The organism is Pseudomonas sp. MF4836 (genome assembly GCF_002018875.1).
Classification (GTDB): Bacteria; Pseudomonadota; Gammaproteobacteria; order Pseudomonadales; family Pseudomonadaceae; genus Aquipseudomonas.
In genome coordinates, this window is the sequence record NZ_MVOL01000016.1 from 31,722 (window position 1) to 54,689 (window position 22,968).

Annotated in this window: 23 protein-coding genes and 2 pseudogenes; 14 read left to right on the forward strand and 11 right to left on the reverse strand. The window is 63.6% G+C overall.

Going from position 1 to position 22,968, the window contains the following annotated elements; translation table 11 throughout:
* The gene (locus MF4836_RS29200; RefSeq protein ID WP_078473272.1) at positions 1 to 1,155 is read right to left on the reverse strand and encodes an MFS transporter; all 1,155 of its coding nucleotides are present in this window, start codon (positions 1,153 to 1,155) and stop codon (positions 1 to 3) included.
* Positions 1,156 to 1,474: 319 nt separating this feature from the next.
* Between MF4836_RS29200 and sstT the strand changes: the two genes are divergently transcribed.
* The gene (gene sstT / locus MF4836_RS29205) at positions 1,475 to 2,707 is read left to right on the forward strand and encodes a serine/threonine transporter SstT (RefSeq protein ID WP_078473273.1); all 1,233 of its coding nucleotides are present in this window, start codon (positions 1,475 to 1,477) and stop codon (positions 2,705 to 2,707) included.
* Positions 2,708 to 2,796: 89 nt separating this feature from the next.
* Here sstT and MF4836_RS29210 read toward each other — a convergent pair whose 3' ends face one another.
* Positions 2,797 to 3,306: a DUF1993 domain-containing protein gene (locus tag MF4836_RS29210; RefSeq protein ID WP_078473274.1), complete on the reverse strand. Its 510-nt coding sequence runs from the start codon at positions 3,304 to 3,306 to the stop codon at positions 2,797 to 2,799.
* 129 nt (positions 3,307 to 3,435) lie between these two features.
* Between MF4836_RS29210 and MF4836_RS29215 the strand changes: the two genes are divergently transcribed.
* Complete coding sequence (locus MF4836_RS29215; protein WP_020296833.1) at positions 3,436 to 4,086, forward strand: YceH family protein; 651 nt, start codon at positions 3,436 to 3,438, stop codon at positions 4,084 to 4,086.
* A gap of 84 nt (positions 4,087 to 4,170) precedes the next feature.
* Here the strand turns inward: MF4836_RS29215 and MF4836_RS29220 are convergent, their stop codons facing one another.
* Positions 4,171 to 4,989, reverse strand: coding sequence for a shikimate 5-dehydrogenase (locus MF4836_RS29220; protein WP_078473275.1), 819 nt, complete (start codon positions 4,987 to 4,989; stop codon positions 4,171 to 4,173).
* A gap of 254 nt (positions 4,990 to 5,243) precedes the next feature.
* Between MF4836_RS29220 and MF4836_RS29225 the strand changes: the two genes are divergently transcribed.
* From MF4836_RS29225 to MF4836_RS29235, 3 genes are all read left to right on the forward strand, one after another.
* Positions 5,244 to 5,597, forward strand: a complete 354-nt coding sequence (locus MF4836_RS29225; protein WP_078473276.1) for a hypothetical protein — start codon at positions 5,244 to 5,246, stop codon at positions 5,595 to 5,597.
* A gap of 245 nt (positions 5,598 to 5,842) precedes the next feature.
* On the forward strand, positions 5,843 to 6,037 hold the full coding sequence (locus tag MF4836_RS29230) for a hypothetical protein (RefSeq protein ID WP_020296836.1): 195 nt from the start codon (positions 5,843 to 5,845) through the stop codon (positions 6,035 to 6,037).
* Positions 6,038 to 6,154: 117 nt separating this feature from the next.
* Positions 6,155 to 6,337, forward strand: coding sequence for a hypothetical protein (locus MF4836_RS29235; protein WP_020296837.1), 183 nt, complete (start codon positions 6,155 to 6,157; stop codon positions 6,335 to 6,337).
* Here the strand turns inward: MF4836_RS29235 and MF4836_RS29240 are convergent.
* Positions 6,334 to 7,395, reverse strand: coding sequence for an AI-2E family transporter (locus MF4836_RS29240; RefSeq protein WP_078473277.1), 1,062 nt, complete (start codon positions 7,393 to 7,395; stop codon positions 6,334 to 6,336). The genes MF4836_RS29235 and MF4836_RS29240 overlap by 4 nt on opposite strands.
* Before the next feature lie 164 nt (positions 7,396 to 7,559).
* Here MF4836_RS29240 and trhP point away from each other — a divergent pair, with 164 nt between their 5' ends.
* Positions 7,560 to 8,891 (forward strand): prephenate-dependent tRNA uridine(34) hydroxylase TrhP, encoded by a 1,332-nt coding sequence (trhP, locus tag MF4836_RS29245; RefSeq protein WP_078473278.1) that lies wholly within the window; start codon positions 7,560 to 7,562, stop codon positions 8,889 to 8,891.
* 79 nt (positions 8,892 to 8,970) lie between these two features.
* Here the strand turns inward: trhP and MF4836_RS36265 are convergent, their stop codons facing one another.
* From MF4836_RS36265 to MF4836_RS29255, 3 genes and pseudogenes are all read right to left on the reverse strand, one after another.
* The gene (locus tag MF4836_RS36265) at positions 8,971 to 9,792 is read right to left on the reverse strand and encodes a methyl-accepting chemotaxis protein (protein ID WP_371106522.1); all 822 of its coding nucleotides are present in this window, start codon (positions 9,790 to 9,792) and stop codon (positions 8,971 to 8,973) included.
* Positions 9,793 to 9,876: 84 nt separating this feature from the next.
* Positions 9,877 to 10,650 (reverse strand): annotated as a pseudogene (locus tag MF4836_RS36270) (cache domain-containing protein); the annotation flags it as partial.
* 141 nt (positions 10,651 to 10,791) lie between these two features.
* Positions 10,792 to 12,108 carry a Na+/H+ antiporter family protein gene (locus tag MF4836_RS29255; RefSeq protein WP_161955774.1) on the reverse strand — a complete coding sequence of 439 codons (1,317 nt, stop codon included), beginning with the start codon at positions 12,106 to 12,108 and terminating at the stop codon, positions 10,792 to 10,794.
* Between the two features lie 1,530 nt (positions 12,109 to 13,638).
* Between MF4836_RS29255 and MF4836_RS36275 the strand changes: the two are divergent.
* Together MF4836_RS36275 and MF4836_RS36280 are read left to right on the forward strand one after the other, a co-directional pair.
* A pseudogene (locus MF4836_RS36275) lies at positions 13,639 to 13,785 on the forward strand (HAMP domain-containing protein); the annotation flags it as partial.
* A 102-nt stretch (positions 13,786 to 13,887) separates the two neighbouring features.
* Positions 13,888 to 14,643 carry a methyl-accepting chemotaxis protein gene (locus tag MF4836_RS36280; protein ID WP_421549298.1) on the forward strand — a complete coding sequence of 252 codons (756 nt, stop codon included), beginning with the start codon at positions 13,888 to 13,890 and terminating at the stop codon, positions 14,641 to 14,643.
* A 90-nt stretch (positions 14,644 to 14,733) separates the two neighbouring features.
* Here MF4836_RS36280 and MF4836_RS29265 read toward each other — a convergent pair whose 3' ends face one another.
* Genes MF4836_RS29265 through MF4836_RS29280 form a run of 4 tightly spaced genes read right to left on the reverse strand, consistent with a single transcriptional unit; the run spans position 14,734 to position 17,334 of the window.
* The gene (locus MF4836_RS29265) at positions 14,734 to 16,047 is read right to left on the reverse strand and encodes a sensor histidine kinase (protein ID WP_078473282.1); all 1,314 of its coding nucleotides are present in this window, start codon (positions 16,045 to 16,047) and stop codon (positions 14,734 to 14,736) included.
* Entirely contained in the window at positions 16,044 to 16,712 is a 669-nt protein-coding gene (locus tag MF4836_RS29270) for a response regulator transcription factor (RefSeq protein ID WP_020296844.1), read from the reverse strand. Before MF4836_RS29270 ends, MF4836_RS29265 begins: the two co-directional genes overlap by 4 nt.
* Positions 16,712 to 17,026, reverse strand: a complete 315-nt coding sequence (locus tag MF4836_RS29275; RefSeq protein WP_020296845.1) for a PepSY domain-containing protein — start codon at positions 17,024 to 17,026, stop codon at positions 16,712 to 16,714. The genes MF4836_RS29270 and MF4836_RS29275 overlap by 1 nt, the downstream gene beginning before the upstream one ends.
* Positions 17,026 to 17,334, reverse strand: a complete 309-nt coding sequence (locus MF4836_RS29280; protein WP_078473283.1) for a PepSY domain-containing protein — start codon at positions 17,332 to 17,334, stop codon at positions 17,026 to 17,028. The genes MF4836_RS29275 and MF4836_RS29280 overlap by 1 nt, the downstream gene beginning before the upstream one ends.
* Positions 17,335 to 17,493: 159 nt before the next feature.
* On the opposite strand from MF4836_RS29280, the gene MF4836_RS29285 reads away from it, so the two are divergent.
* The 6 genes from MF4836_RS29285 (at position 17,494) to MF4836_RS29310 (ending at position 22,944) form a co-directional block, all read left to right on the forward strand.
* Positions 17,494 to 18,573: a hypothetical protein gene (locus MF4836_RS29285; protein WP_078473284.1), complete on the forward strand. Its 1,080-nt coding sequence runs from the start codon at positions 17,494 to 17,496 to the stop codon at positions 18,571 to 18,573.
* A gap of 97 nt (positions 18,574 to 18,670) precedes the next feature.
* Positions 18,671 to 19,027, forward strand: coding sequence for a 6-carboxytetrahydropterin synthase QueD (queD, locus tag MF4836_RS29290; RefSeq protein WP_003190259.1), 357 nt, complete (start codon positions 18,671 to 18,673; stop codon positions 19,025 to 19,027).
* A gap of 49 nt (positions 19,028 to 19,076) precedes the next feature.
* Positions 19,077 to 19,592 (forward strand): nucleoside 2-deoxyribosyltransferase, encoded by a 516-nt coding sequence (locus tag MF4836_RS29295; RefSeq protein ID WP_078473285.1) that lies wholly within the window; start codon positions 19,077 to 19,079, stop codon positions 19,590 to 19,592.
* Between the two features lie 29 nt (positions 19,593 to 19,621).
* Entirely contained in the window at positions 19,622 to 20,245 is a 624-nt protein-coding gene (locus MF4836_RS29300; protein WP_078473286.1) for an NUDIX hydrolase, read from the forward strand.
* 213 nt (positions 20,246 to 20,458) lie between these two features.
* A complete protein-coding gene (codB, locus tag MF4836_RS29305; protein WP_078473287.1) occupies positions 20,459 to 21,730 on the forward strand; it encodes a cytosine permease in 1,272 nt (423 codons plus the stop codon).
* A complete protein-coding gene (locus MF4836_RS29310; protein WP_078473288.1) occupies positions 21,727 to 22,944 on the forward strand; it encodes a PucR family transcriptional regulator in 1,218 nt (405 codons plus the stop codon). The genes codB and MF4836_RS29310 overlap by 4 nt, the downstream gene beginning before the upstream one ends.
* Positions 22,945 to 22,968 lie beyond the last annotated feature (24 nt).

The following is a 22,968-nucleotide window of genomic DNA, read 5'->3' on the forward strand; positions in this document are numbered from 1 at the left end:
TCAGGCGCAGGCGCTGCGCGGCTTGGCGCCCATCAGCAACAAGGCCAGGACAATCGACACCAGGATGAACCCGGCAGCGGCGAATCCCAGGCTGCCCAGGCCCAGGGTGTCGATCACTCGGCCACCGACCATGGCTCCCAGGCCGATCCCGAGGTTGGCCCCGGCGATGTTCAGGGACGCGGCAAAGGCCGGCGCTTCAGGTGCGGCCTTCATCAACCGCACATGGCTGACCAGAAACAACGCCGCCTGGGTCACGCCCCAGATGCCCATGGCCGCCGCCAGCCCCAATGTCGAATGGATAGCCGGCACCAGGGCCACCATGCCGCCGATCATAAAGGCGCAGAACACCATCGACGCCATCAGCGGATGCCGGTCCACTGCCCGTCCGCCCAGGGAATTGCCGAGCAACCCGACCGCACCAAAGCCCATCAGGCACCAGCCCACCACGGTGCCGTTGAACCCGGCCAGGCGCTCAAGGATGTCGGCGAGGTAGGTGTAAGCGGTGAACATGCCGCTGAACACCAGGATCGACAGCAGCACATGCCCCTGCATCAGCGGGCTGCGCAGGATCTTGAATTGCGAACCCAGGCTGACCTGCTGCTTATGCAGCTCGGTCTTCGGCAGGTAGATAAACAGCAGCAAGGCCTTGGCGAACGCCACCACCGCCAGGATCGCAAAGGCGCTGCGCCAGCCGAAGGCATCGGAAATCAGGGTCCCCACCGGAATCCCGAAAACCGTGGCACACACAATGCCGAAGCCGATTTTAGCGATGGCGCGCCCGGCGTAGTCCGGGCCGACAATGCCGACCGCAGTTTCACTGGCCAGGGCCCAGAACACCGGCAACCCCAACGCCGGGATCAACCGGGCCACAGCCATGACCCCGATATTCGGCGCCAGCGCCGCCAGGGTATTGGCCAGGCCGAACATCACCAGTACCGTCACAAACAGGCGCTTGCGTTCGAAACGGGCGAAATAGGCGGTGAGAAACGGCCCGAATGCGGCCACGGTGAAGGCGAACAGCGTCACCAGCAGGCCGGCCTGGGGCACGCTGACCTCAAGATCCCGGGCGATCGACGGCAGCAGACCGACGATGATGAATTCCGTGGTCAGCACGGTAAAACCCGCAGCCGACAACAGCAGGATGGGCAACAGCATGAATAACTCCAGAAACGACAACGCCAGCGCCAGCCCGAGGGCCCACTGAGGGGATATGAAAAAAGGATGGCGAATGTTAACAGAATGTTTGAGCCGCCGCTGGAGCGCGGGCTGTGCGGCAGATCGTCATACACCTCCGGGGAACCACCCGCGCTGTGATAAAGTCCGCCCCCCTAAAAAACCCGGCACGGTCATCGTCTACCCTCGGTGATTCAGCGCAAAGCGTTGCTGCCGCGTACGGTGGGCAATCCTTGAGACAGTCTGCCGCGTCTATTACTGTCGCCCCATCCAATACCTCAAAAAAAACAGAGATACCGTTATGACTGCTTCGCCCCCTTCGCTTCTGCAAAAACTCAAGGGTATCAGCCTGGTCACGCAGATCATTATCGGCTTGCTCGCCGGGATCGCCCTGGCGCTGTTGGTGCCCGAAGTGGCCAAGTCCACCGCTTTTATCGGCAAGGTGTTTGTCGCTGCGCTCAAGGCCGTGGCGCCGATCCTGGTGTTCGTATTGGTGATGGCCTCCATCGCCAACCACAAACATGGGCAGCAGACCCATATCCGGCCGATCCTGGTGCTGTACCTGCTGGGCACCTTCGCCGCGGCCGTGGTCGCGGTGATCGCCAGCAGCCTGTTCCCGTCGGCGCTGGTGCTGTCCACCCACGACGTCGCCATCAGCGCCCCCGGTGGCATCGCCGAAGTCCTGCAAAGCCTGTTGCTGAGCGTGGTCGAGAACCCGGTCAGCGCGCTGATGAATGCCAACTTCATCGGCATCCTGGCCTGGGCCATCGGCATGGGCGTCGCCATTCGCCATGCCGGTGAGACCACCCGCACTGTGCTCGGCGACCTGTCCAACGGCGTGACCCTGATCGTGCAGGTGGTGATCCGCTTCGCCCCGCTGGGGATTTTCGGCCTGGTGGCCTCGACCCTGGCCACCTCCGGCTTCGGTGCGCTGCTGGGCTATCTGCACCTGCTGGCGGTGCTGATCGGCTGCATGCTGTTTGTGGCTCTGGTCATGAACCCGGCCATTGTCTACTGGAAAATCCGCCGCAACCCCTTCCCGCTGGTGCTGATGTGCCTGCGCGAAAGCGGGATTACCGCGTTTTTCACCCGCAGTTCGGCGGCCAACATTCCGGTCAACCTGGAACTGAGCAAGCGCCTGGGCCTGCATGAAGACACCTATTCGGTATCGATCCCCCTGGGCGCCACCATCAACATGGCCGGCGCGGCGATCACCATCACCGTGCTGACCCTGGCGGCGGTGCACACCCTGGGCATCAGCGTCGACCTGCCGACTGCGGTGCTGCTCAGTGTGGTCGCGGCGATCTGTGCCTGCGGCGCCTCGGGCGTGGCCGGTGGCTCGCTGTTGCTGATTCCCCTGGCGTGCAGCCTGTTCGGCATCCCCAGCGAGATCGCGATGCAGGTGGTGGCGGTCGGCTTCATCATCGGCGTGCTTCAGGACTCGGCGGAAACCGCCCTCAACTCCTCCACCGATGTGCTGTTCACCGCAGCCGCCTGCATGGCCCAGGACGATCCGGTCCAACCGACAGCCTGAGCGGCACAGCCTTCGACGCGGCCCTGAACGCCGCGCACAAAAAAGCCCGGCAAGGCTCACACCTTGCCGGGCTTTTTGCAGCGTGGGGCTTAGAAAGCACCCATGTAATCGCGCTTGCCGACTTCAACACCGTTGTGACGCAGCAAGGCGTAGGCGGTGGTGACGTGGAAGAAGAACTGCGGCAGGCCGTAGGTTAGCAGGTAGGACTGGCCGCTGAAGCGCTTCTCTTTTGGCGTGCCAGGGCGGGTGACGATTTCGATGCCTTCCTTGCCATCGATCTGCGCGGGCTGGATCCCGTCGATAAAGGCCAGGACCTTGGCGATCAGGGCTTGCAGGTCGGCGAAGGTGACTTCGCTGTCGTCGTACTTGGGCAGTTCGACCTCGGCCAGGCGGGCGCTGACGCCTTTGGCGAAGTCCACGGCGATCTGCACCTGGCGTACCAGGGGGAACATGTCCGGGTACAGGCGGGCCTGCAGGAAGGCATTGGGGTCGATGTTCTTCGCCGTGGCATGGGCTTCGGCCTTGTTCAGCACATCGCTCAGGGCAGTGAGCATTTGCTTGAAGACAGGAACGGAGGCGGCGTACAGGGAAATAGTCATGACAGTCTCGACATGGGTGGCAGAAATACAGCGTGGCGCGATTATAGACATCCTTGCGCTCGGCGGGCGGCTTGTCTTTTCTTGCGCAAGGATTAGGCTAGTCGCCTTCCATAGCATAGGGAAAGCGCGATGAGCACTGAGCAAGAGACCTCCGTTGATGAACTGCGGCTCAACAGTACGGAAATCCGTATTCTTGGCTCCTTGATCGAAAAACAGGCCACCAGCCCGGAAACCTATCCCCTGACCCTCAATGCCCTGGTGCTTGCCTGCAACCAGAAAACCAGCCGTGAACCGGTGATGAACCTGAGCCAGGGCCAGGTCGGGCAAAGCCTGCGCGCGCTTGAAGGCCGAGGCTTTACCCGACTGGTGATGGGCAGCCGCGCCGATCGCTGGGAGCATCGCGTGGACAAGGCCCTGGAGCTGGTGCCGGCCCAGGTGGTGCTGAGCGGCCTGTTATTTCTGCGTGGGCCGCAAACCGTCAACGAGCTGCTGACCCGCAGCGGGCGCATGCATGATTTCGAAGACGCCGAGCAGGTGGTGCATCAACTGGAACGCTTGATCGCCCGTGGCCTGGCACTGCTGATTCCGCGCCAGGCGGGACAACGCGAAGACCGCTACATGCACGCCCTGGGGGATCCGGCGGATATCGAGGCGATTCTGGCCGCACGCCAGAATCCGGTTGAGCGCAGCAGCGGCAGCGGTGTATCCGCCGAACGCATCGAAGAACTCGAAGCCCGCATCGCCGCCCTCGAAGAGCGCCTGGCAAAACTCGAAGGCTGACACCTCCTCCCCGGCCGCGGCTACACACTGTAGCCGCGGCCGAAGTCTGCGCTGGCCCTATCGGCTCTCCCCTTACCTGACCTTCTACCCCCGCGCAAATGCCACCGCTTGCTGGAATTGCGCTTCGCTCGGGCGGACGCCGGTGTACAGCACAAATTGCTCCAGGGCCTGGATCGCAATCACTTCCAGACCGGTGATCACTTGCTTGCCTTCGGCCCGACCGCGCAGGATCAACGGGGTTTCCGCCGGGATCGCCACCACATCGAACACTGTCTGTGCCTCGGTGATCGCTTCGGCCGGGAACGCCAGCTGGTCGGCTTCGGCACCGCCAGTCATGCCGATCGGCGTGACGTTGATCAGCATCTGCGCCCGCACATCACCCAGCTCGGCCTGCCACTGATAACCCAGGGAGTCCGCCAGCGCGCGCCCGGCGCTCTGGTTGCGCGCAACGATAATGCCGTTGCTGTAGCCACCGTCGCGCAAGGCGCTGGCCACGGCCTTGGCCATGCCGCCGCTGCCACGCAGGACAAAACTCGAGGCCTGGGGCACCTGGTGCGCGGCCAGCAATTGGGCAATGGCGATGTAGTCGGTGTTGTAGGCCTTGAGGTGGCCATTGGTGTTGACGATGGTGTTGATCGAGGCGATGGCCTGAGCTGACGCGTCCAGCTCATCCACCAGCTCGATACTGGCCTCCTTGAACGGCATCGACACGCCGCAACCGCGAATTCCCAGGGCCCGGATCCCACCAATGGCGCCGGGCAGATCCTGGCTGCTGAAGGCCTTGTAGTAAAAATTCAGGCCCAACTGTTCATACAGATGGTTATGAAAGCGCAGGCCGAAGTTCCCCGGACGCCCTGACAATGACATGCACAACTGAGTGCCTTTGTTGGGGTTCATTTGCATGTGAATCTCCTCGCAAGGCACTTTCGGATAGACGGATTAACCCGCCGCACGACTTGTGCCTGATCATATCGACGCCAAGTTTGAAGGTGGCATTACCGCCCAGGGATGACGGTAAAGAAGCCGGTACAGACCTTACACAATATTTACTCAGCGGCTGTGCAGTTTTTGCCAAAACCGCTGTCTTAGAAGTATCCCCGCGACAGTCCTTGAGTCTATTGCAGACCACAAGCCCGGGGTTGAACCGAGGAACTACCATGATTTCCAGAATCCCCAAGATAGCCTTGCTCATTGGTGCACTCGCTGTCGCTGGCCAAGCCTCCGCCCATGGCGGCAATTGGGCCGGGCCGGCCGTGTTGGGTGCTGTCGTAGGTGCTGCGGTAATGGGCTCCGTCATGTCCAACCAGGAACGTCCGGTGTACGTGCAACAGCAACCGGTGTACGTACAACCACAGCCGGTGTATGCCGCACCGCCTCCGGTCTACTACCAGCCGCAACCGGTGTATGTGGAAGCAGCGCCGGTCTACTACCGCCCGGCACCGGTGTACTACGGCCGGCCCCGTGGCTACTACGGCCCGCCTCGCCACTACTACGGCCCTGGCCGCTGGTAAGCAGCCCGCTCTACCCTGACAGGCCCCGCCCTCAAAGTGGGGCTTGTTGCATTTTGCCATCATCCAAATGTCTGAATATCCCAATCCCAGGTCGCTGACGGAACAGTAATTGCCTGTAAATCCGGCAATAGTAAGGCCGTCACCGCGCACCCATCGTGCATACGACGGTCATATATCTGTCATGCCAGGTCCGCAAGATCGGATCTGTCCATGCCAACAGGCTCATAAAAACAAGGACGAACCCTATGCCCACGCAAAACCCGCACCGCATCGCCGGCCTCTGTACCTCAAGCAAGGTCTACAGTGCGCTGACCGAACTCAAACACCTGGAGGGCCATCGCAGCGCCAAGTTTCTTTCGCTGCTGGCAGAAAACCTGGTGCGCAAAGGCCTGCTCAACGATCAGGAAGTGCTGAACATGCTCGACCAGGTGGTGGACTGAAACCACGCGCCGGACCACAACCGCCGTCGTTGCCATCAATGTCGACTATCGAGCGTGGTGATTTTTCGTAACACCCTGAGCTTTGTAAGGTAGCCCCACTGATTGATGGAGGCACTTATGCACAAGGTTCAGATCATGTCCGTTATCGGCAGCGCCGTTCCCGCACCGCTCAGAGAGCTAGGATTGCTCGCCTGTTGGTACCTGGTACGGGACGGCGAACCGATCAGCGGCCCGCTTACCTCGCTTCCCGCCGCGCAGGCACTGTCGCTGAAGTTCGAACAGCCGATGCTGGTCGCTTAAGGCAACTGCACCCGCGGCCGGGTTTCGACGAACAACGCCCAACTCGACATGAACAACGCCGCGATCAGCGGACCGATGACAAAACCGTTGAGCCCGAAGATCGCCAGGCCACCCAGGGTCGAGATCAGGATCAGGTAATCCGGCATCTTGGTGTCCTTGCCCACCAGGATCGGGCGCAGCACGTTGTCCACCAGGCCGATCACGAATACCCCGAACAACCCGAGCACCACCCCTTGCCAGATCGCCCCGCTGAGCAGGAAGTACGCGGCCACCGGGGCCCAGACGATCCCCGCGCCCACCGCCGGCAACAACGACAGAAAAGCCATCAGTACCGCCCAGAGCAAGGCGCTGGGGATGTCGAGAAACCAGAAAATCACCCCGCCCAGCGCCCCCTGGGTCACCGCCACCAGCACGTTGCCTTTGACGGTGGCGCGCACCACTCGGTTGAATTTGAGTTGCAGGCGGCGCTTCTGATGTTCCGCCAGGGGCACCGCCGTGCGGATCTTGCGCACCAGTTCGGCGCCATCGCGCAGAAAGAAGAACAGCAGGTAGAGCATGATGAAGAAGCTCACCACAAACTCGAACGTGCCCTGGCCGAAGCTGAACGCCTGGCTGGCCAGGTACTGGCTGCCCTGCATCGAACTCTTGACGATTTTCTCGCGCAGGCCGTCGAGCTCGCCCATGCCGAAGCGGTCCAGCAGGTGCTGGAAATACGGCGGCAACGCGTGCTTGAACTGCGCCAGGTAGCCGGCGATGTCCAGGTGCCCGCTCTCGATGTTCTTGTAGACGTTGGTGCCTTCCTGCACCAGCAGCACGCTGGTGATGATCACCGGCAGGATCGCGATCACCAGGCAGATGCCCAGGGTGCACAGTGAAGTCAGGTTGCGTGGCCAGCCGAACTTCAATTGCAGCCGGCGTTGCAGCGGGGCGAAGACGATGCCGAGGATCACCGCCCAGAACACCGCTCCGTAGAACGGCAGGAGGATCCAGATGAAAGCGACCGTCACCAGTACCAGGAGTACCAGCAGGCTTTTGTTTTGCAGGTTGGTTTGATTCATATCCGATCCAGTTCGATAAGCCGCAGGACGCTGACGGGCGTCCAGAGGCTTAGTCAACCGCTGTGCGTCCAAGTGCCATCTTTTGTGCATTGAGCATAGATCCAGATCAATAAACCCCGGAGCGCACTGCTTTACCCTCGCGACCTTTTGCGACCGACAGCCCCATGACGCTCCTCGCCCGACCCGAACTGCTCGCCCCCGCCGGCACCCTGAAAAACATGCGCTATGCCTTTGCCTACGGCGCCGACGCGGTCTATGCCGGGCAGCCGCGCTACAGCCTGCGGGTGCGCAACAACGAATTCGACCACGCCAACCTGGCCCTCGGCATCCAGGAGGCCCAGGCCCAGGACAAGCGTTTCTACGTGGTGGTCAACATCGCCCCGCACAACGCCAAGCTCAAGACCTTCCTCAAGGACCTGGAGCCGGTGATCGCCATGGGCCCGGATGCGCTGATCATGTCCGACCCGGGCCTGATCATGCTGGTGCAGCGGCACTTCCCGCAGATGCCGATCCACCTCTCGGTACAGGCCAACACGGTGAACTGGGCCAGCGTCGAGTTCTGGCAGGAACAGGGCCTGAGCCGAATCATCCTGTCCCGCGAGTTGTCGCTGGAAGAGATCGCCGAGATCCGCCAGCAGGTGCCTGGCATGGAGCTGGAGGTGTTTGTCCACGGCGCGCTGTGCATGGCCTATTCCGGGCGCTGCCTGCTATCGGGCTACATGAACAAGCGCGATGCCAACCAGGGCAGTTGCACCAACGCCTGCCGCTGGAAATACAAGGCCCAGGAGGCCACCGAGAATGCCGCCGGCGATATTGTCCAGCTGTTCGAACCGAACGCCGAGCCGACCCTGGGCCTGGGGGCGTCCACCGACCAGGTGTTCCTGCTGCAGGAGGCCAACCGCCCGGACGAACTGATGCCGGCATTCGAAGACGAACACGGCACCTACATCATGAACGCCAAGGACCTGCGCGCGGTGCAGCACGTCGGGCGCCTGACCCAGATGGGCGTGCATTCGCTGAAGATCGAGGGGCGCACCAAGTCGCACTTCTATTGCGCACGCACCACCCAGGTCTATCGCCGGGCCATCGATGACGCGGCGGCCGGACGCGAGTTCGACCGCAGCCTGATGAACGACCTCGAATCCCTGGCCCAGCGCGGCTACACCGAAGGTTTCCTGCGGCGCCATGTGCACGATGAGTACCAGAACTACCAGAACGGCAGCTCAGTTTCGGAGCGCCAGCAGTTCGTCGGCGAACTGACCGGCGAGCGCCGCGACCGGCTGGCCGAGGTCAAGGTGAAAAACCGCTTTGCCCTGGGCGACCACATGGAGCTGATGACCCCCAAGGGCAACTTCCACTTCGACCTGCATCAACTGCAAAACGCCAAGGGCGAAGCCATCGAGGTCGCCCCGGGTGACGGCCACACCGTGTACCTGCCGATTCCCGACCAGGTCGACCTGCGCTACAGCCTGCTGATGCGCGATATCACTGTCTAAACCGAACCGTAGCCGCCAGTAGCCGCTGACGAGCCCGCGAGGCTGCGCGCAGCGGCTACAGGACAGTTGAGGGTTAGCCTCAGATTCGGAACTGCCCTACCAACTTGCCCAAACGCTGGCCCAGATCCGCCAGGCTGCGGGAGGTCTGGGCGCCGAGTTGGGTTTCGTCGGCGACGCTGTCCACCGCCACGGCAATCTGATGCACGCTGCGGTTGATCTCTTCGGCGACCGCAGTCTGTTCTTCGGCGGCACTGGCAATCTGGGCGTTCATCGAATTGATGGTGCCGATCAACTGCGCCATGGTGTCCAGCGACGCACCCGCCTCGTTGGCCTGGGCCGAGGTGCCATCGCCGGCATCGCTGGAACGGCGCATGGCTTCCACTGCCGTCCGCGTGCCCTGCTGCAGGCGGTCGATCATGCCCTGGATCTCCTGGGTGCTCTGCTGGGTACGACTGGCCAGCGCCCGCACCTCGTCCGCCACCACCGCAAAACCACGCCCGGCCTCCCCGGCACGTGCCGCTTCAATGGCCGCGTTCAACGCCAGGAGGTTGGTCTGCTCGGCAATCGAGCGGATCACGTCCAGCACGCTGACAATCGATGCCACGTCCTTCTGCAAACTGTCGAGGGAAGTACCGCTGCTACGGATATCGCTGACCAGCGCATGGATCTGGGCGATGCTGCCATCCACCACGCGCTTGGCGGCCTGGCCTTCGGCGTCGGTCTGTTGCGCGGCCACCGCCGCCCCCTGGGCACTGCGCGCCACTTCATGGGCGGCCGAGGACATCTCATTGATCGCGGTCGCCACCTGATCGGTCTCGTGGCGCTGACGCTCCATCGCCTGTTCCGAACGCTGGGCCTGATCGGAAACCTGGGTCACCAGGCCGGTCAACTGACTAGTCATCTCGGTGATCTGCCGCACCAGGCCATGGATCTTGTCGACAAAGCGGTTGAACGACCCGGCCAGGTCACCCAGCTCGTCTTGGCTGGTAATCGCCAGGCGCTTGGTCAGGTCGCCATCGCCGGCGGCAATATCGTCGAGGCTGACCTTCATCAGTTGCAGCGGACGCAGCATGGTGTTGGCCACCAGCAGGCCCAGCGCCGCGATCACCAGCAGCACCACCACGGCAATCCCGACAATGCTCAGGACCATGCCTTCCATGCGCTGGTTGATGCTGGCCTCGACCGCCGCCACCTGGGCATCGATACCGTCGAGGTTGACCGAGGTGCCGAGCACCATGTCCCACTTGGGCAGGTATTCGGTGTAGCCGAGCTTGGGCACCAGCACATCGCTGCCCGGCTGGGTCGAGCTGTATTGCACGTAGTGGCTGCCGTCCTTGCCGACCCGCACCAGCTCGCGGTTGACGTACACGCCATTGGGGTCGCGGTTGTCCTTGAAGCTCTTGCCGACGCCGTCCGGGCTGTTGCCCTTGAACAGGCGCACGGTCTCGGAGTCGTAGCCGAAGAAGTAGCCATCCTTGCCGTACGTGATGTTCGACAGCAGCTTGACCACCTCGGCCCGCGCCGCCTGATCGCCGTTGGCTGCAGCGTCATACAACGGCTTGACGGTGTTGAGCGCCACCTCCACGTAACTCTGCAAGGTGGCCTTGGCCTCGCCCAGCAGGCGCTGGCGGGTCTCTTCGACCTCTTTGCTGGCCTGCTGCTTGAGCATGAATACCGTGGTCAGGCTGATCACCAGCGCAAACAGCAACACCGGGAGTACCGCGAGGGACAGGACTTTGGCCTTCAAGCTTAGGCGCATAGGTATTCACTCTTGATTTTATTGGCGTGGTTAAGCCGTTAACGGCACGCCGGATCAAAAGTTGAGCCCCCGCGGGCCTGTGCGCGGGGGCTAAAGCAGGCCACAGGCAGCCCGGCAACGCCGGGCCATCGGCTCAGTGGTTCAGAGCACCATTGCCGCCACCCAACCGAACGCCAGCAACGGCAGGTTGTAGTGGAGGAAGGTCGGAACCACGGTGTCCCAGATATGGTGATGCTGGCCGTCGATATTGAGGCCGGAGGTCGGCCCCAGCGTCGAGTCCGAGGCCGGCGAACCGGCGTCGCCCAGGGCCCCGGCCGTGCCGACGATGCAGACGATGGCCAGGGGACTGAAGCCCAGTTGCACACAGAGCGGGACAAAGATCGCGGCCAGGATCGGCACCGTGGAAAACGACGAGCCGATGCCCATGGTCACCAGCAGCCCCACCAGCAGCATCAACAGCGCACCCACGCCCTTGCTGTGGCCGATCCAGCTGGCCGAGGTTTCCACCAGGGTCTTGACCTCGCCGGTGGCCTTCATCACCTCGGCAAAACCCGAGGCGGCAATCATGATGAAGCCGATCATGGCCATCATCTTCATGCCTTCGGTAAACAGGTCGTCGGTTTCGCGCCAGCGCACGATGCCCGACACCGAGAAGATCAGAAAACCGGCCAAAGCCCCGATAATCATCGAGTCCAGCAGCAACTGCACCACAAACGCCACCACGATGGCCAAGCCTGCCACCAGCAAGGTGCGCGGGTTGTATTGCACCGTCACCTGCTCGACTTTCTCGATCTTTTCCAGGTCATACACGCGCTTTTTGCGGTAGCTGACAAAGGCCATCAACAAGCCGAAAACCATGCCCAGGGCTGGGATGCCCATGGCGTGGGTGACGTTGATCTGGCTGATGTCGACCCCGCTGCGGGCGACGTTGGCCAAGAGGATTTCATTGAGGAAGATGTTGCCGAAACCCACCGGCAAAAACATATAGGGGGTGATCAGGCCGAAGGTGATGACGCAGGCGATCAGCCGGCGGTCCAGTTGCAGCTTGGTCAGCACATATAACAGTGGCGGTACCAGCAGCGGGATAAAGGCAATGTGGATCGGCAGGATGTTCTGCGAAGCGATCGCCACCACCCACAGCAGGCCGATCAGCAGCCATTTGACCTGGCCGCCGCCGTGGGCGTCCTGGCGGTCCACCAGCAGCAGGATCTTGTCTGCCAGGGCGTGGGCCAGGCCGGACTTGGCAATCGCCACCGCAAAGGCGCCGAGCAAGGCATAGGACAACGCCACAGTCGCACCACCACCCAACCCGCTGTTGAACGCCTTGAGCGTGGCCTCGATCCCAAGGCCGCCAGTGAGTCCACCCACCAACGCGCCAATGATCAGGGCGATCACCACATGCACGCGGGACAGGCTGAGCACCAGCATGACGCCGACCGCGGCAATTACTGCATTAATCATCGTTACCTCATTACTGCGCCGCTGAAAATGGCGCAAAAGCATGTGACCGACCAGAAGGCAGGGGGCTGCCGACATCGAATGGAAAGAGGGTCTTATTAGAGGGCGCGCACTGTGCAGCAGCGGGCGCGGCTTGTCAAAACCCGGGGCGGAGAAAGCGCTTCCTCGCCAGTGGTGGAGCAGCAGGTTCGGGCTGCGTTTGGATGCTGGCCCTGTTTCAACTGGAATAAGTGGGTGTCGGCACGGGCCAGCGTCCGAACGCGGCCCGAGCCTTCGGCAGCGGCTACAGGTGGAGGTGGGGGGTTATTTCGAACAAGCGTTTAAAGAATCGGTTTCGGCGGCCGTTACAGTGCAAAGTCTCAGATATTTATCGAATAAGGACGCCCCATGTCGCTTAGACAACTTTCCATCCAATGGAAAATCACCCTGCTGGCCGGACTCTGCCTGCTGGGTATCGTCACCTTGCTGGTGGGCCTCTCGCTTTATCGCATGGAGCACAACTCCGAGCTGGTGAAAGCCTCCAGCATGGACATGCTCAATGAGGCCGCCCAAGCGCGGATCGAGGCTCAGGGCGAGGTGCAGGCGCTGGGGATTCGCCAACAATTCATGGACGCCTATCAATACGGCCATGGTTTTTCACGCCAGGTGCTGTTCCTGCGGGAGCAGGCCGAGAAGCGCTTTCTCGACGCCTTCGACCTGCGTGAAGACCTGACCCGCCAGGTCAAGTCGGCACTGCAGGCCAACCCGCAGTTGCTGGGCCTGTCCCTGGTGTTCGAAGCCAACGCGCTGGACGGCAAGGACTCACTCTTCACCGGCCAGGAAGAATTGGGCAGCAACGACAAGGGCCGTTTTGCCTTGTACTGGTCCCAGCCCACGCCCGGCAAGCTGACCTCGATGTCGCTGCCCGAAAGCGACATGAGCGACACCCGCAGCGGCCCCAGCGGCGAGCCGGCCAACGCCTGGTTCACCTGCCCGCGCAGCACCCTCAAGCCCTGCGTGATCGAACCCTACTTCTACGCAATCGACGGCCAGCAGGTGCTGATGACCAGCATCGTCTTCCCACTGATGGTCGAGGGCAAAGTCATCGCCTCGCTATCGGTGGACATCAACCTCAACAGCCTGCAGGCCACCAGCCAACAGGCGAGCAAGAAACTCTACGACGGCCAGACCAACGTCAGCATCATCAGCCCGGTCGGGCTGCTGGCGGCCTACAGCCCGGACGCCAGCAAGCTGAGCCAGCGCCTGGACCAGGTCGACAAGGCCAGCGGCAGTCAGTTGATCAGCCTGCTGGCGAGCGGCACCCAGACCCGCAGCCTGCACAGCGACAGCGTGCTCAAAGTGCTCGCGCCCTTCTCGCCGATTCCCGACGGCAAACCCTGGGGCGTGCTGCTGGATGTACCGGAACACGTGCTGGTGGGCCCGGCCACTGCGCTGCAAGGCGAGCTCGACGAGCGCAACAGCGCCGGCACCCTGATCGAACTCAGCCTCGGCCTGCTGGCTGCGATAATCGGGCTGTTGCTGGTGTGGCTAATGGCGCGCAGCGTGACCCGGCCGATCCTCGGCGTGGCACACATGCTGGAAGACATCGCCAGTGGCGAAGGCGACCTGACCCGGCGCCTGGCCTACGACAAGCAGGATGAACTGGGCCAGTTGGCCGGCTGGTTCAACCGTTTCCTCGACAAGTTGCAGCCGATCATCGCCGAGGTGAAACGCTCGGTGCAGGACGCTCGCGGCACCGCCGACCAGTCTGCAGCCATCGCCACCCAGACCAGCGCCGGCATGGAGCAGCAATACCGCCAGGTCGACCAAGTGGCCACCGCCTCCCATGAAATGAGCGCCACGGCCCAGGACGTGGCCCGCAGCGCCGCCCAGGCCGCCCACGCCGCGCGCGATGCCGACCAGGCTACCCGCGAAGGCCTGACGGTGATCGACCGCACCACCACCAGCATTGGCCACCTGGCGGCCGACATGAGCATCGCCATGACCCAGGTCGAAGGCCTGGCCGCCAACAGCGAAAAAATCGGTTCGGTGCTGGAAGTGATCCGTGCCATTGCCGACCAGACCAACCTGCTGGCGCTCAACGCCGCCATTGAAGCGGCCCGTGCCGGGGAAGCCGGGCGCGGTTTTGCGGTGGTCGCCGACGAAGTGCGCAACCTCGCCCGCCGCACCCAAGAGTCGGTGGAAGAAACCCGTCTGGTGATCGAGCAACTGCAAACCGGCACCCAGGAGGTGGTGGGCTCGATGAACAACAGCCACCGCCAGGCCCAGGGCAGCGTCGAGCAGGTCGGCCAGGCCGTCACCGCCCTGCGCCAGATCGGCGACGCGGTGACCGTCATCAGCGACATGAACCTGCAAATCGCCAGCGCCGCCGAAGAACAGAGCGCGGTAGCCGAAGAGATCAACAGCAACGTGGAAACCATCCGTGACGTCACCGAATCCCTGGCCGAACAGGCCAATGAATCGGCGCGGGTCAGCCAGTCGCTGAACAGCCTGGCCAACCAGCAGCAAAGCCTGATGGACCAATTCCGCGTCTGAGCCCTGTATCCCCGTAATCCCTGTAGCCGCAGCCTTGCGGCGCTCGGCAGCAGCTACAGGCTGGCTTCGTGCAGACGGGGTGCGAGGCAACTAGCGCCCAGGCAGGTGGATTTCAACGCGCAGGCCGCCCAGGGCGCTTTCCTCCAGGCTCAGGGTGCCACCCCAGGCATCGATGATGTCGCGCACGATGCCCAGGCCCAGGCCGTGGCCATCGGTCTGTTCATCCAGGCGCGTGCCGCGGCTGAACACCTGTTCGCGCTGCGCCTCGGGGATGCCCGGGCCGTCGTCGTCCACCGCCAGGCAAAAACCCCGGGGGCTTTCCCCGACACTCAAGCGGACTTCCGCATCCGCCCATTTGCAGGCGTTGTCCAGCAGATTACCCAGCAACTCCAGCAGGTCCTCACGGTCCCAGGGCAGTTGCAGCCCCGGCGCCGCCTGGTAGCTCAGGGCCAGGTGTTCGCCGTGGATCATGTTCAAGGTCGCCAGCAACCCCGGCAGTTCGCCATCGCAATCGAACAGGGCACCGGGCAAGGCATCGCCGGCCAGGCGCGCCCGGTTGAGCTCGCGGTTCAACCGCTGCTGCACCTGCTGCAATTGTTCCTGCAACACCTTGCGCACTTCGGGGTGGGCATCCAGCTTGGGGTTCGACGCCAGACTGAGCAGCACCGCCAGCGGTGTCTTCAACGCATGCCCCAGGTTGCCCAGGGCATTGCGCGAGCGCTTGAGGCTGTCTTCGGTGTGGGCCAACAGGTGGTTGATCTGCGCCACCAGCGGTTCCAGCTCCACGGGCACCTGGTCGTCCAGCTGCGAACGCTGGCCCAGCTGCAACTGGGCGATCTGCTCCCGGGCCTTTTCCAGGGGCCGCAGGGCGCGGCGCACGGTCAGGCGTTGCAGCGTCAGGATCAGCAGCAGCCCCGCCAGCCCCAGGCCCAGGCCGATCTGGCGCATGCGTTGAAAGCTCTCGCGCACCGGGGTGTAGTCCTGGGCCACGCTGATGGAGATCGACTGCCCCAGGCGCCGATAGTCCGAACGCAACACCAGCAGTTGCTGGCCCTCCGGCCCCAGTTGCAGGTTGCCTTGGAGGCCGGCGCTTGCCAGTTGCGGCAGGTCCTGGTCCCACAACGAACGCGAGCGCCAATGGGTGTCGGCAAAGTCGATGCGAAAGTAGTGCCCGGAAAACGGCCGTTGATACGCCGGCGACAAGCGCCGCTCATCCAGCTGCAAGCCCTGGGGCCCACGTACCAGCGCCACCAGCAGGTTTTCACTGTCGTTGCGCAGGCCGGCTTCGAGGTAGCGCTGCAAGCCCACTTCGAACAGCCAGAGACTGGTCTGGGCCAGCACCAGGCCGACGATCAGCATCACGCTGATCAAGCCCAGGCTCAGGCGTCGCTGGATCGACCTCACGAAGCCTGGGCGCCAAACAGATAGCCCTGGCCGCGCCGGGTTTCGATCACCGTGCGTCCCAGCTTGCGCCGCAGGTGATTGACGTGCACTTCCAGCACATTGGAATCGCGCTCGGTCTCGCCGTCATAGAGGTGCTCGGCGAGGTGGCTTTTGGAGAGGATCTGCTGCGGGTGCAGCATGAAATAACGCAACAGGCGAAACTCGGCGGCGGTCAGCTGGATATCCAGGCCATCGCGCACCACGCATTGGCGGCTCTCATCCAGGTGCAGGCCGGCGGCCTGGAGGGTTGGCTGATTGGCCTGGCCGTGGGAACGACGCAACAGCGCCTGGACCCGCAAGTGCAGCTCTTCGGGGTGAAACGGCTTGGTCAGGTAATCGTCGGCCCCGGCCTTGAGCCCTTCAATGCGCTCGGCCCAGGAGCCGCGGGCCGTGAGGATCAGCACCGGGGTCGAAAGCCCGCCGGCGCGCCATTGGCTGAGCACCTCCAGCCCCGGCAAGCCCGGCAGGCCGAGGTCGAGGATGATCAGGTCATAGGGTTCGCTGCTGCCCTGATACACCGCATCGCGGCCATCGGCCAGCCAATCCACGGCGTAGCCCTGGCGATTGAGGCCTTCAAGCAGTTCATCGGCCAGGGACACATGGTCTTCCACCAGAAGCAGGCGCATCAGTCATCTTCCTTGTCTTTCAACAGGCGGCCGGTGGCGGCCTCCAGGTCCAGTTCGCGGACCACGCCATCGGCGGTCAGCAACTCGACTTCATAAATGTAGACGTCATGTTTTTCTTCCAGCTCGGCCTCCAGCAGCTTGGCCCCGGGGTAACGATCCAGGGCCTGCTGCAGCAGTTGTTCGAGCGGCAGGATCACCCCTTGCTGACGCAGGCGCAGGGCTTCGTCCTGGTCCAGGTCACGGGCCAGTGCCAGCGAGCAGAACGCTGCCAGCACCAGGGCCCATCGACTGCAACGGCGCAGATTGCACTTCATTACGTATCCTGATGATCCTTGAGTGCCTGGCCACTGACGGCGTCCAATTCCAGGTCCCACTCGAGGCCCTGGGCATCGCGCAGTTCGACCTGGTAGATGTACTTGCCGTACTCCTCTTCCAGCTCGGTTTCATGGATGGTGGAGCCCGGGTGCCTGGCCAATGCGGTGGCATTGAGTTTTTCAAAGGAGACAATGGTACCAGCGTCGCGCAACCTCAGGGCTTCGTCGGGCCCCAGGTCACGGGCGTGGGCCAGGCTGGCGGTGATGCCGATCAGGCTGGCGGTCAACAGGGCAGTCAGGGTTTTCATGGAATATCTCCGTATTCGTCAGGTGTTGCCTAAGGCGCCGAAGATACCCAACTGAACTTAATTGAAACTGAATGGCCAGTATCGCCAGGGCCCAACTTTCATTCGGCCACCGCGCCACCACTCCTTATACTCACCTGCTCGCCTGCGACTGAGACCGGTATGACTGCTATCCACATCAAGTTCCCCGCCCTGACCCTCAAGGCCGGCCCGCGAGCGTTCGCACGCATCCGCGAGAGCGGCCTGCGCGCCGCCGAAGTCGGTACCCTGCCCGGCGCGGCAGGTGGGCCCAAGGCCCTGGGGATTCAAGGCCTGGACTTGGCGCTGTTCGGTGACTGGCTGCCGGCGGCGCCACGGGAGCGTTCGTTGATTGGCGCCTCGGTGGGCTCCTGGCGCTTTGCCAGTGCCTGCCTGGCGGACGCCGCCGAAGGCATCCGCCGCCTGGGGCTGCTGTACGACGCCATGAGTTTTGCCAAGGGGGTGAACATGGCGCAGATCAGCCACAGCTCCCAACGCATGCTCGACGATCTGCTGGACGGCCAGGACGCAAGCATCCTCGACAACCCGCTGTATCGGCTGAACATCATGGTGGTCAAAAGCCACGGCCTGCTCGCCGACGATCATCGCGGGCGACTGGGGCTGGGGCTGTCGTCGGTGATCGCCGACAACCTGCGCGGCCGCTCGCGCCTGGCCCGGCATTTCGAACGGCTGGTGCTGCACGATCCGCGCCTGGCGCCGCCGCTGCTGGCACTCAACGACTTCCCTTCGCGCTTCGTCGCCCTGGACCTGGGCAACCTGCGCCAGGCGCTGCTGGCCTCGGGTTCGATCCCGATGGTGATGCAGGGCGTGCGCGACCTGCCCGGCGCCGGCGCAGGTACGTTCCGCGACGGCGGCCTGCTGGATTACCACCTCGACCTGCCCTACAGCGGCGACGATATCGTGCTCTACCCCCACTTCACCGACCGGGTGATCCCCGGCTGGTTCGACAAAACCCTGCCCTGGCGCCGGGCCAGCACCGAGCGCCTGCAAGATGTGCTGCTGCTGGCGCCGTCGCGGCAGTACCTGGAGCGCCTGCCCTACGGCAAACTGCCGGACCGCAGCGACTTCAAGCGCTTCATGGGCGATGACGCCGGGCGCCAGAAGTACTGGCGCAGCGCGATGGACGAAAGCCGGCGCCTGGGGGACGAGTTTCTCGACCTGGCCGCCAGCGGCCGCCTCGGGGAAAACCTGCTGACCCTTTAGTCAGGGTTTTCCCGCAGCGCCAAAGCCAAGCTGTTAAACTCGCCGCCTGCCCCAACCGCCCCCCGGCGATAGCCACCTGCCAGAGCTGACCGATACTGTGGAAATCTTCAAAGAATTTACCTTCGAATCCGCCCACCGCCTGCCCCACGTACCCGAGGGCCACAAATGCGGGCGCCTGCACGGGCACTCGTTCAAGGTGGCGATCCACCTCAGCGGCGACCTCGATCCGCACACCGGCTGGATTCGTGATTTCTCGGAAATCAAGGCCATCTTCAAGCCGCTCTACGAGCGTCTGGACCACAACTACCTGAACGACATCCCCGGTCTGGAAAACCCCACCAGCGAAGTCCTGGCCAAGTGGATCTGGAACGAACTCAAACCCCTGCTGCCGGAACTCAGTGCGATCCGCATCCACGAGACCTGCACCAGCGGCTGCATCTACCGCGGCGAGTAAGCCCGCGCAGCCGGTTCAATCGCCCTTGGCGAACAGCGGAGCAGCGCCCATGCCCCCACGCATCTACCTCGCCGGTTTCGATGTGTTTCGCCAAGACGCCATCGAACACGGCCGACACTTGAAAGACCTCTGCGCCGCCCAGGGCCTGGAGGGCCTCTACCCCTTCGACAACCAGGTGCCCGACGGCCTGGCTCCCGAGGCCACGGCGCGGCTGATCTGCCAGCACAATCGGCAAATGATCCACGACTGCGACGCCGTGCTGGCCAACCTGAATGCCTTTCGCGGGCTGGAACCGGACTCCGGCACCTGCTTCGAAATCGGCATGGCCGTGGCACTGGGCAAACCGGTGTGGGCCTATTTCGACGATGCCCCGACCTTGCGCCTGCAAGTGCCCCATGACGCCGGCGGGCATGATGCCCAGGGCTTTGTGGTGGAAGACTTCAACCTGCCGCGCAACCTGATGCTGGCCTGCACCTGGGCCGGTCACAGCCGCGATGCCGCCAGCGCCGTGATCGCCCTCGCGCACTGGTTGCGCCAGCCCGAGCACGTCCCTCTCGCGCCTTGATCGGCCGCCCCTTCAACCAGGAGATCACCATGGAAAACACCTGGCTGGCCCATGCCAAACGCCTGCAGGCCATCGCTTCCACCGGCCTGCATTTCTGCAAGGATGAATTTGATCGCGAGCGCTATCAGCAAGTCGCCGATATCGCCCACGGCATGCTCGCGCAACTGGGGGATGTGCCCCTGGAGCGCATCACCGGCCTGGTCAGCGACTTCGCCCAGCGCTACTCGACGCCCATGGTCGACGTGCGCGGTGCGCTGATCGAGAACGAGCGCATTCTGCTGGTCCGCGAGCGCAACGACGGCTGCTGGGCGCTGCCGGGCGGCTATGCCGATATCGGCCTGTCGGCGGCGGAAAACATCGCCAAGGAAATCCACGAGGAAGCCGGCCTGCACGTCTCGGTCAGCGCCCTTTACAGCCTGCGCCACAAGGCCAAGGGGCCGTTCAAGCCCGACACCCGGGACTTCTACAAGCTGTACTTCATGTGCAAGCGCGACGACCGACAAGCGCCGTTGGCCGGGGCCGAAGTCAGCGACGCGGCGTTTTTTGCCCTCGACGCCCTGCCCGAGCTGTCCCGGGGCCGCACCATAGAAAGCGACATCACGGCGGCCTTTGCCTTTCACCGTGGTGAAACCCGCGCGACCCTGTTCGATTGAACCCCGGGCCGGTGATCCACTTTGTATCACTGGCGCACTGCTTTTGTGCCTGATTGGGCAAGGCGACCAATCAATCCGGCAAAATCCGTCGATTTGGCTATAAATCCTGTGCAGGTTGCACAGTAGCACCTGTGCGTCTGTCACCGTTCGGCCGTTGGCACGCTGGCTGCAACGGGTCTGCATCCACAGAACAGACACACCAGGGGAAGGCTCATGACGCAGAACGATCCAGGCAACGACTACCCACTCAGTGAAGTGCCGATGCACGCCCGCAAAGGGCTGGCCTCCACGGCCATGGTGCTGCTGGGGTTCACCTTTTTCACCGCCACCATGTTCGCCGGGGGCAAGCTGGGGGTGGCTTTCAGCTTTGGCGAAATGCTCGGGGTGATTGTGCTGGGCAACCTGCTGCTGGGGATCTACGCCGCGGGTCTGGGTTACATCGCCTTCAAGAGCGGTCTGAATTCGGTGCTGATGGGGCGTTTCTGTTTCGGCGAAGTGGGCAGCAAACTCAGCGACCTGATCCTGGGCTTTACCCAGATCGGCTGGTACGCCTGGGGCACCGCGACCGCCGCCGTGGTGCTCGGCAAATACTTCGAGTTGAGCCAGGGCAGCGTGCTCGGCCTGATGGTGCTGTTCGGCATGGTGTTCTGCGCCACCGCCTATGTCGGCTATCGCGGGCTGGAAATCCTCTCTTACATTGCGGTGCCGGCCATGGGCCTGTTGCTGCTGCTGTCGATGTGGGTGGCCACGGTCAAGGTTGGCGGCCTGCAGGGCCTGATCGCCGTGGTGCCGAGCACCAGCCTCGACCTGTCCACCGCCATCACCCTGGTGTTCGGCACCTTTGTCAGCGGCGCGACCCAGGCCACCAACTGGACGCGCTTTTCGCGCTCGGCCAGGGTCGCGGTACTGGCGAGCCTGATCGGCTTCTTTGTCGGCAATGGCCTGATGGTGCTGATCGGGGCCTACGGTGCCATCGTCTACCAGCAACCGGACGTGGTCGAAGTGCTTCTGCTGCAAGGCTTCGCCATGGCGGCCATGGCCATGCTGCTGTTGAATATCTGGAGCACCCAGGACAACACCATCTACAACTTCGCCGTGGCCGGCTGCAATCTGCTGCGCACCGGCCGGCGCAAGACCGTGACCCTGGTGGGCGCAGTGATCGGCACCCTGCTCGCGCTGCTGGGCATGTACGACATGCTGGTGCCGTACCTGATCCTGCTGGGCACGGTGATCCCGCCGATTGGCGGGGTGATCATGGCGGACTTCTTCTACCGCTACCGGGGCCAGTACCCGCGCCTGGCCGAGACCCGGCTGCCAGCGTTCAACTGGGCCGGCCTGGGCGCCTACGCCATCGGCACGGTGACCGCGTTCAGTTCGCCCTGGGTCGCGCCCCTGGTGGGGATTGCCGCTGCCGCCCTGAGCTACATCCTGCTCAGCAGCCTGCTCGGCGCCCGCAGTAGCGCCGTGGCAGACGTCCAGGCATGAGCCTGACGGTCGACGATGTACTGGCCCTGCCCGGGCTGGAGTCCATGCGCCTGCGCGCCGGCGCGGTCGGCCTCGGCAATCCGGTGCGCTGGCCCTATGTCGCGGAGAACAGCGGGATTGCCGAGTGGGTGCTCGGGGGCGAACTGGTGTTCGTCACCGGCATCAACCACCCACGGGATCAAGCCAACTTGTTGCAGTTGCTGGACGAAGCCGTCGAGCGCCAGGTCGCCGGCCTGGTGATACTGACTGGCGCGGCCTATATCCGGGCGATCCCCGAGCGCCTGCTGGCCGCCGCCGACGCCGCCGGCATGCCGCTGATCGAGCAGCCCTACTCGTTGAAAATGGTGCTGGTGACCCAGGCCATCGGCTCGGCGCTGGTCCAGGCAGAGCAGGTCGGACGCTCGCGGCATGACGTGCTGGAGCGCCTGTTGAGCGGCGAGTACCAATCCCTGGAGCTGCTGCTGCATCGCGCGCGACAGCTGAGCATGCCCATGGACGGCCAGTGGCAGGTGGCCCAGTTGCAACTGGAAGGCGGCGAGCCGCTGTTTGCCCTGGGCCATGCGGAACAGGTCGAGGCCCAACTGGCGCAGCACCGCGACCGTATCGCTCTGGGCCTGCGCCACTTCGCCCGGGAGCATCCACCGGCCCTGCCGGTGCTGGGCCGTGCCGGACAATGGAGCCTGCTGCTGCCTGCCGTCGACGCAGCGGCAGCTCAGCTCAACCGGCAACGGCTGGCGACCTGGCTGAAAAACTTCAGCCCCAGCCTGCTGCCGCTGAAACTGTTTATCGGCCTCAGCGCTGCCGCCCACCCGCCGGCGCGCCTGGCCCGGGCCCAGGATGAGGCGCTTCAGGCCCTGGGCGCCGCGCGGCGTTTCAGCGAACGGGCCGGGCTCTGCGTTTATGACGAGCTGGGTGTGCTCAAACTGCTCAGCGGCGTGCGCGACCAGGCGTTGCTCGACCAGTTTCTGCATGAACGGCTCGGCCCCTTGCTGCACCATGACCAGCACCACGGTGCGTGCCTGATGCCGACCCTGGAGGCGTGGTTCCATGAAAATGCCAACCTGGTGGCCGCGGCCCAGCGCCTGGCGGTACACCGCAATACCCTGACCCATCGTGTGCAGCGCATCGAGGCCCTGTCCGGCCTGGCGCTGGACAACCCCAATGACCGTCTGGACATCGGCGTCGCGCTGATGATCTGGCGGCTGTCAGCCTGACTGCCTGATGAACCTGAACAAGGA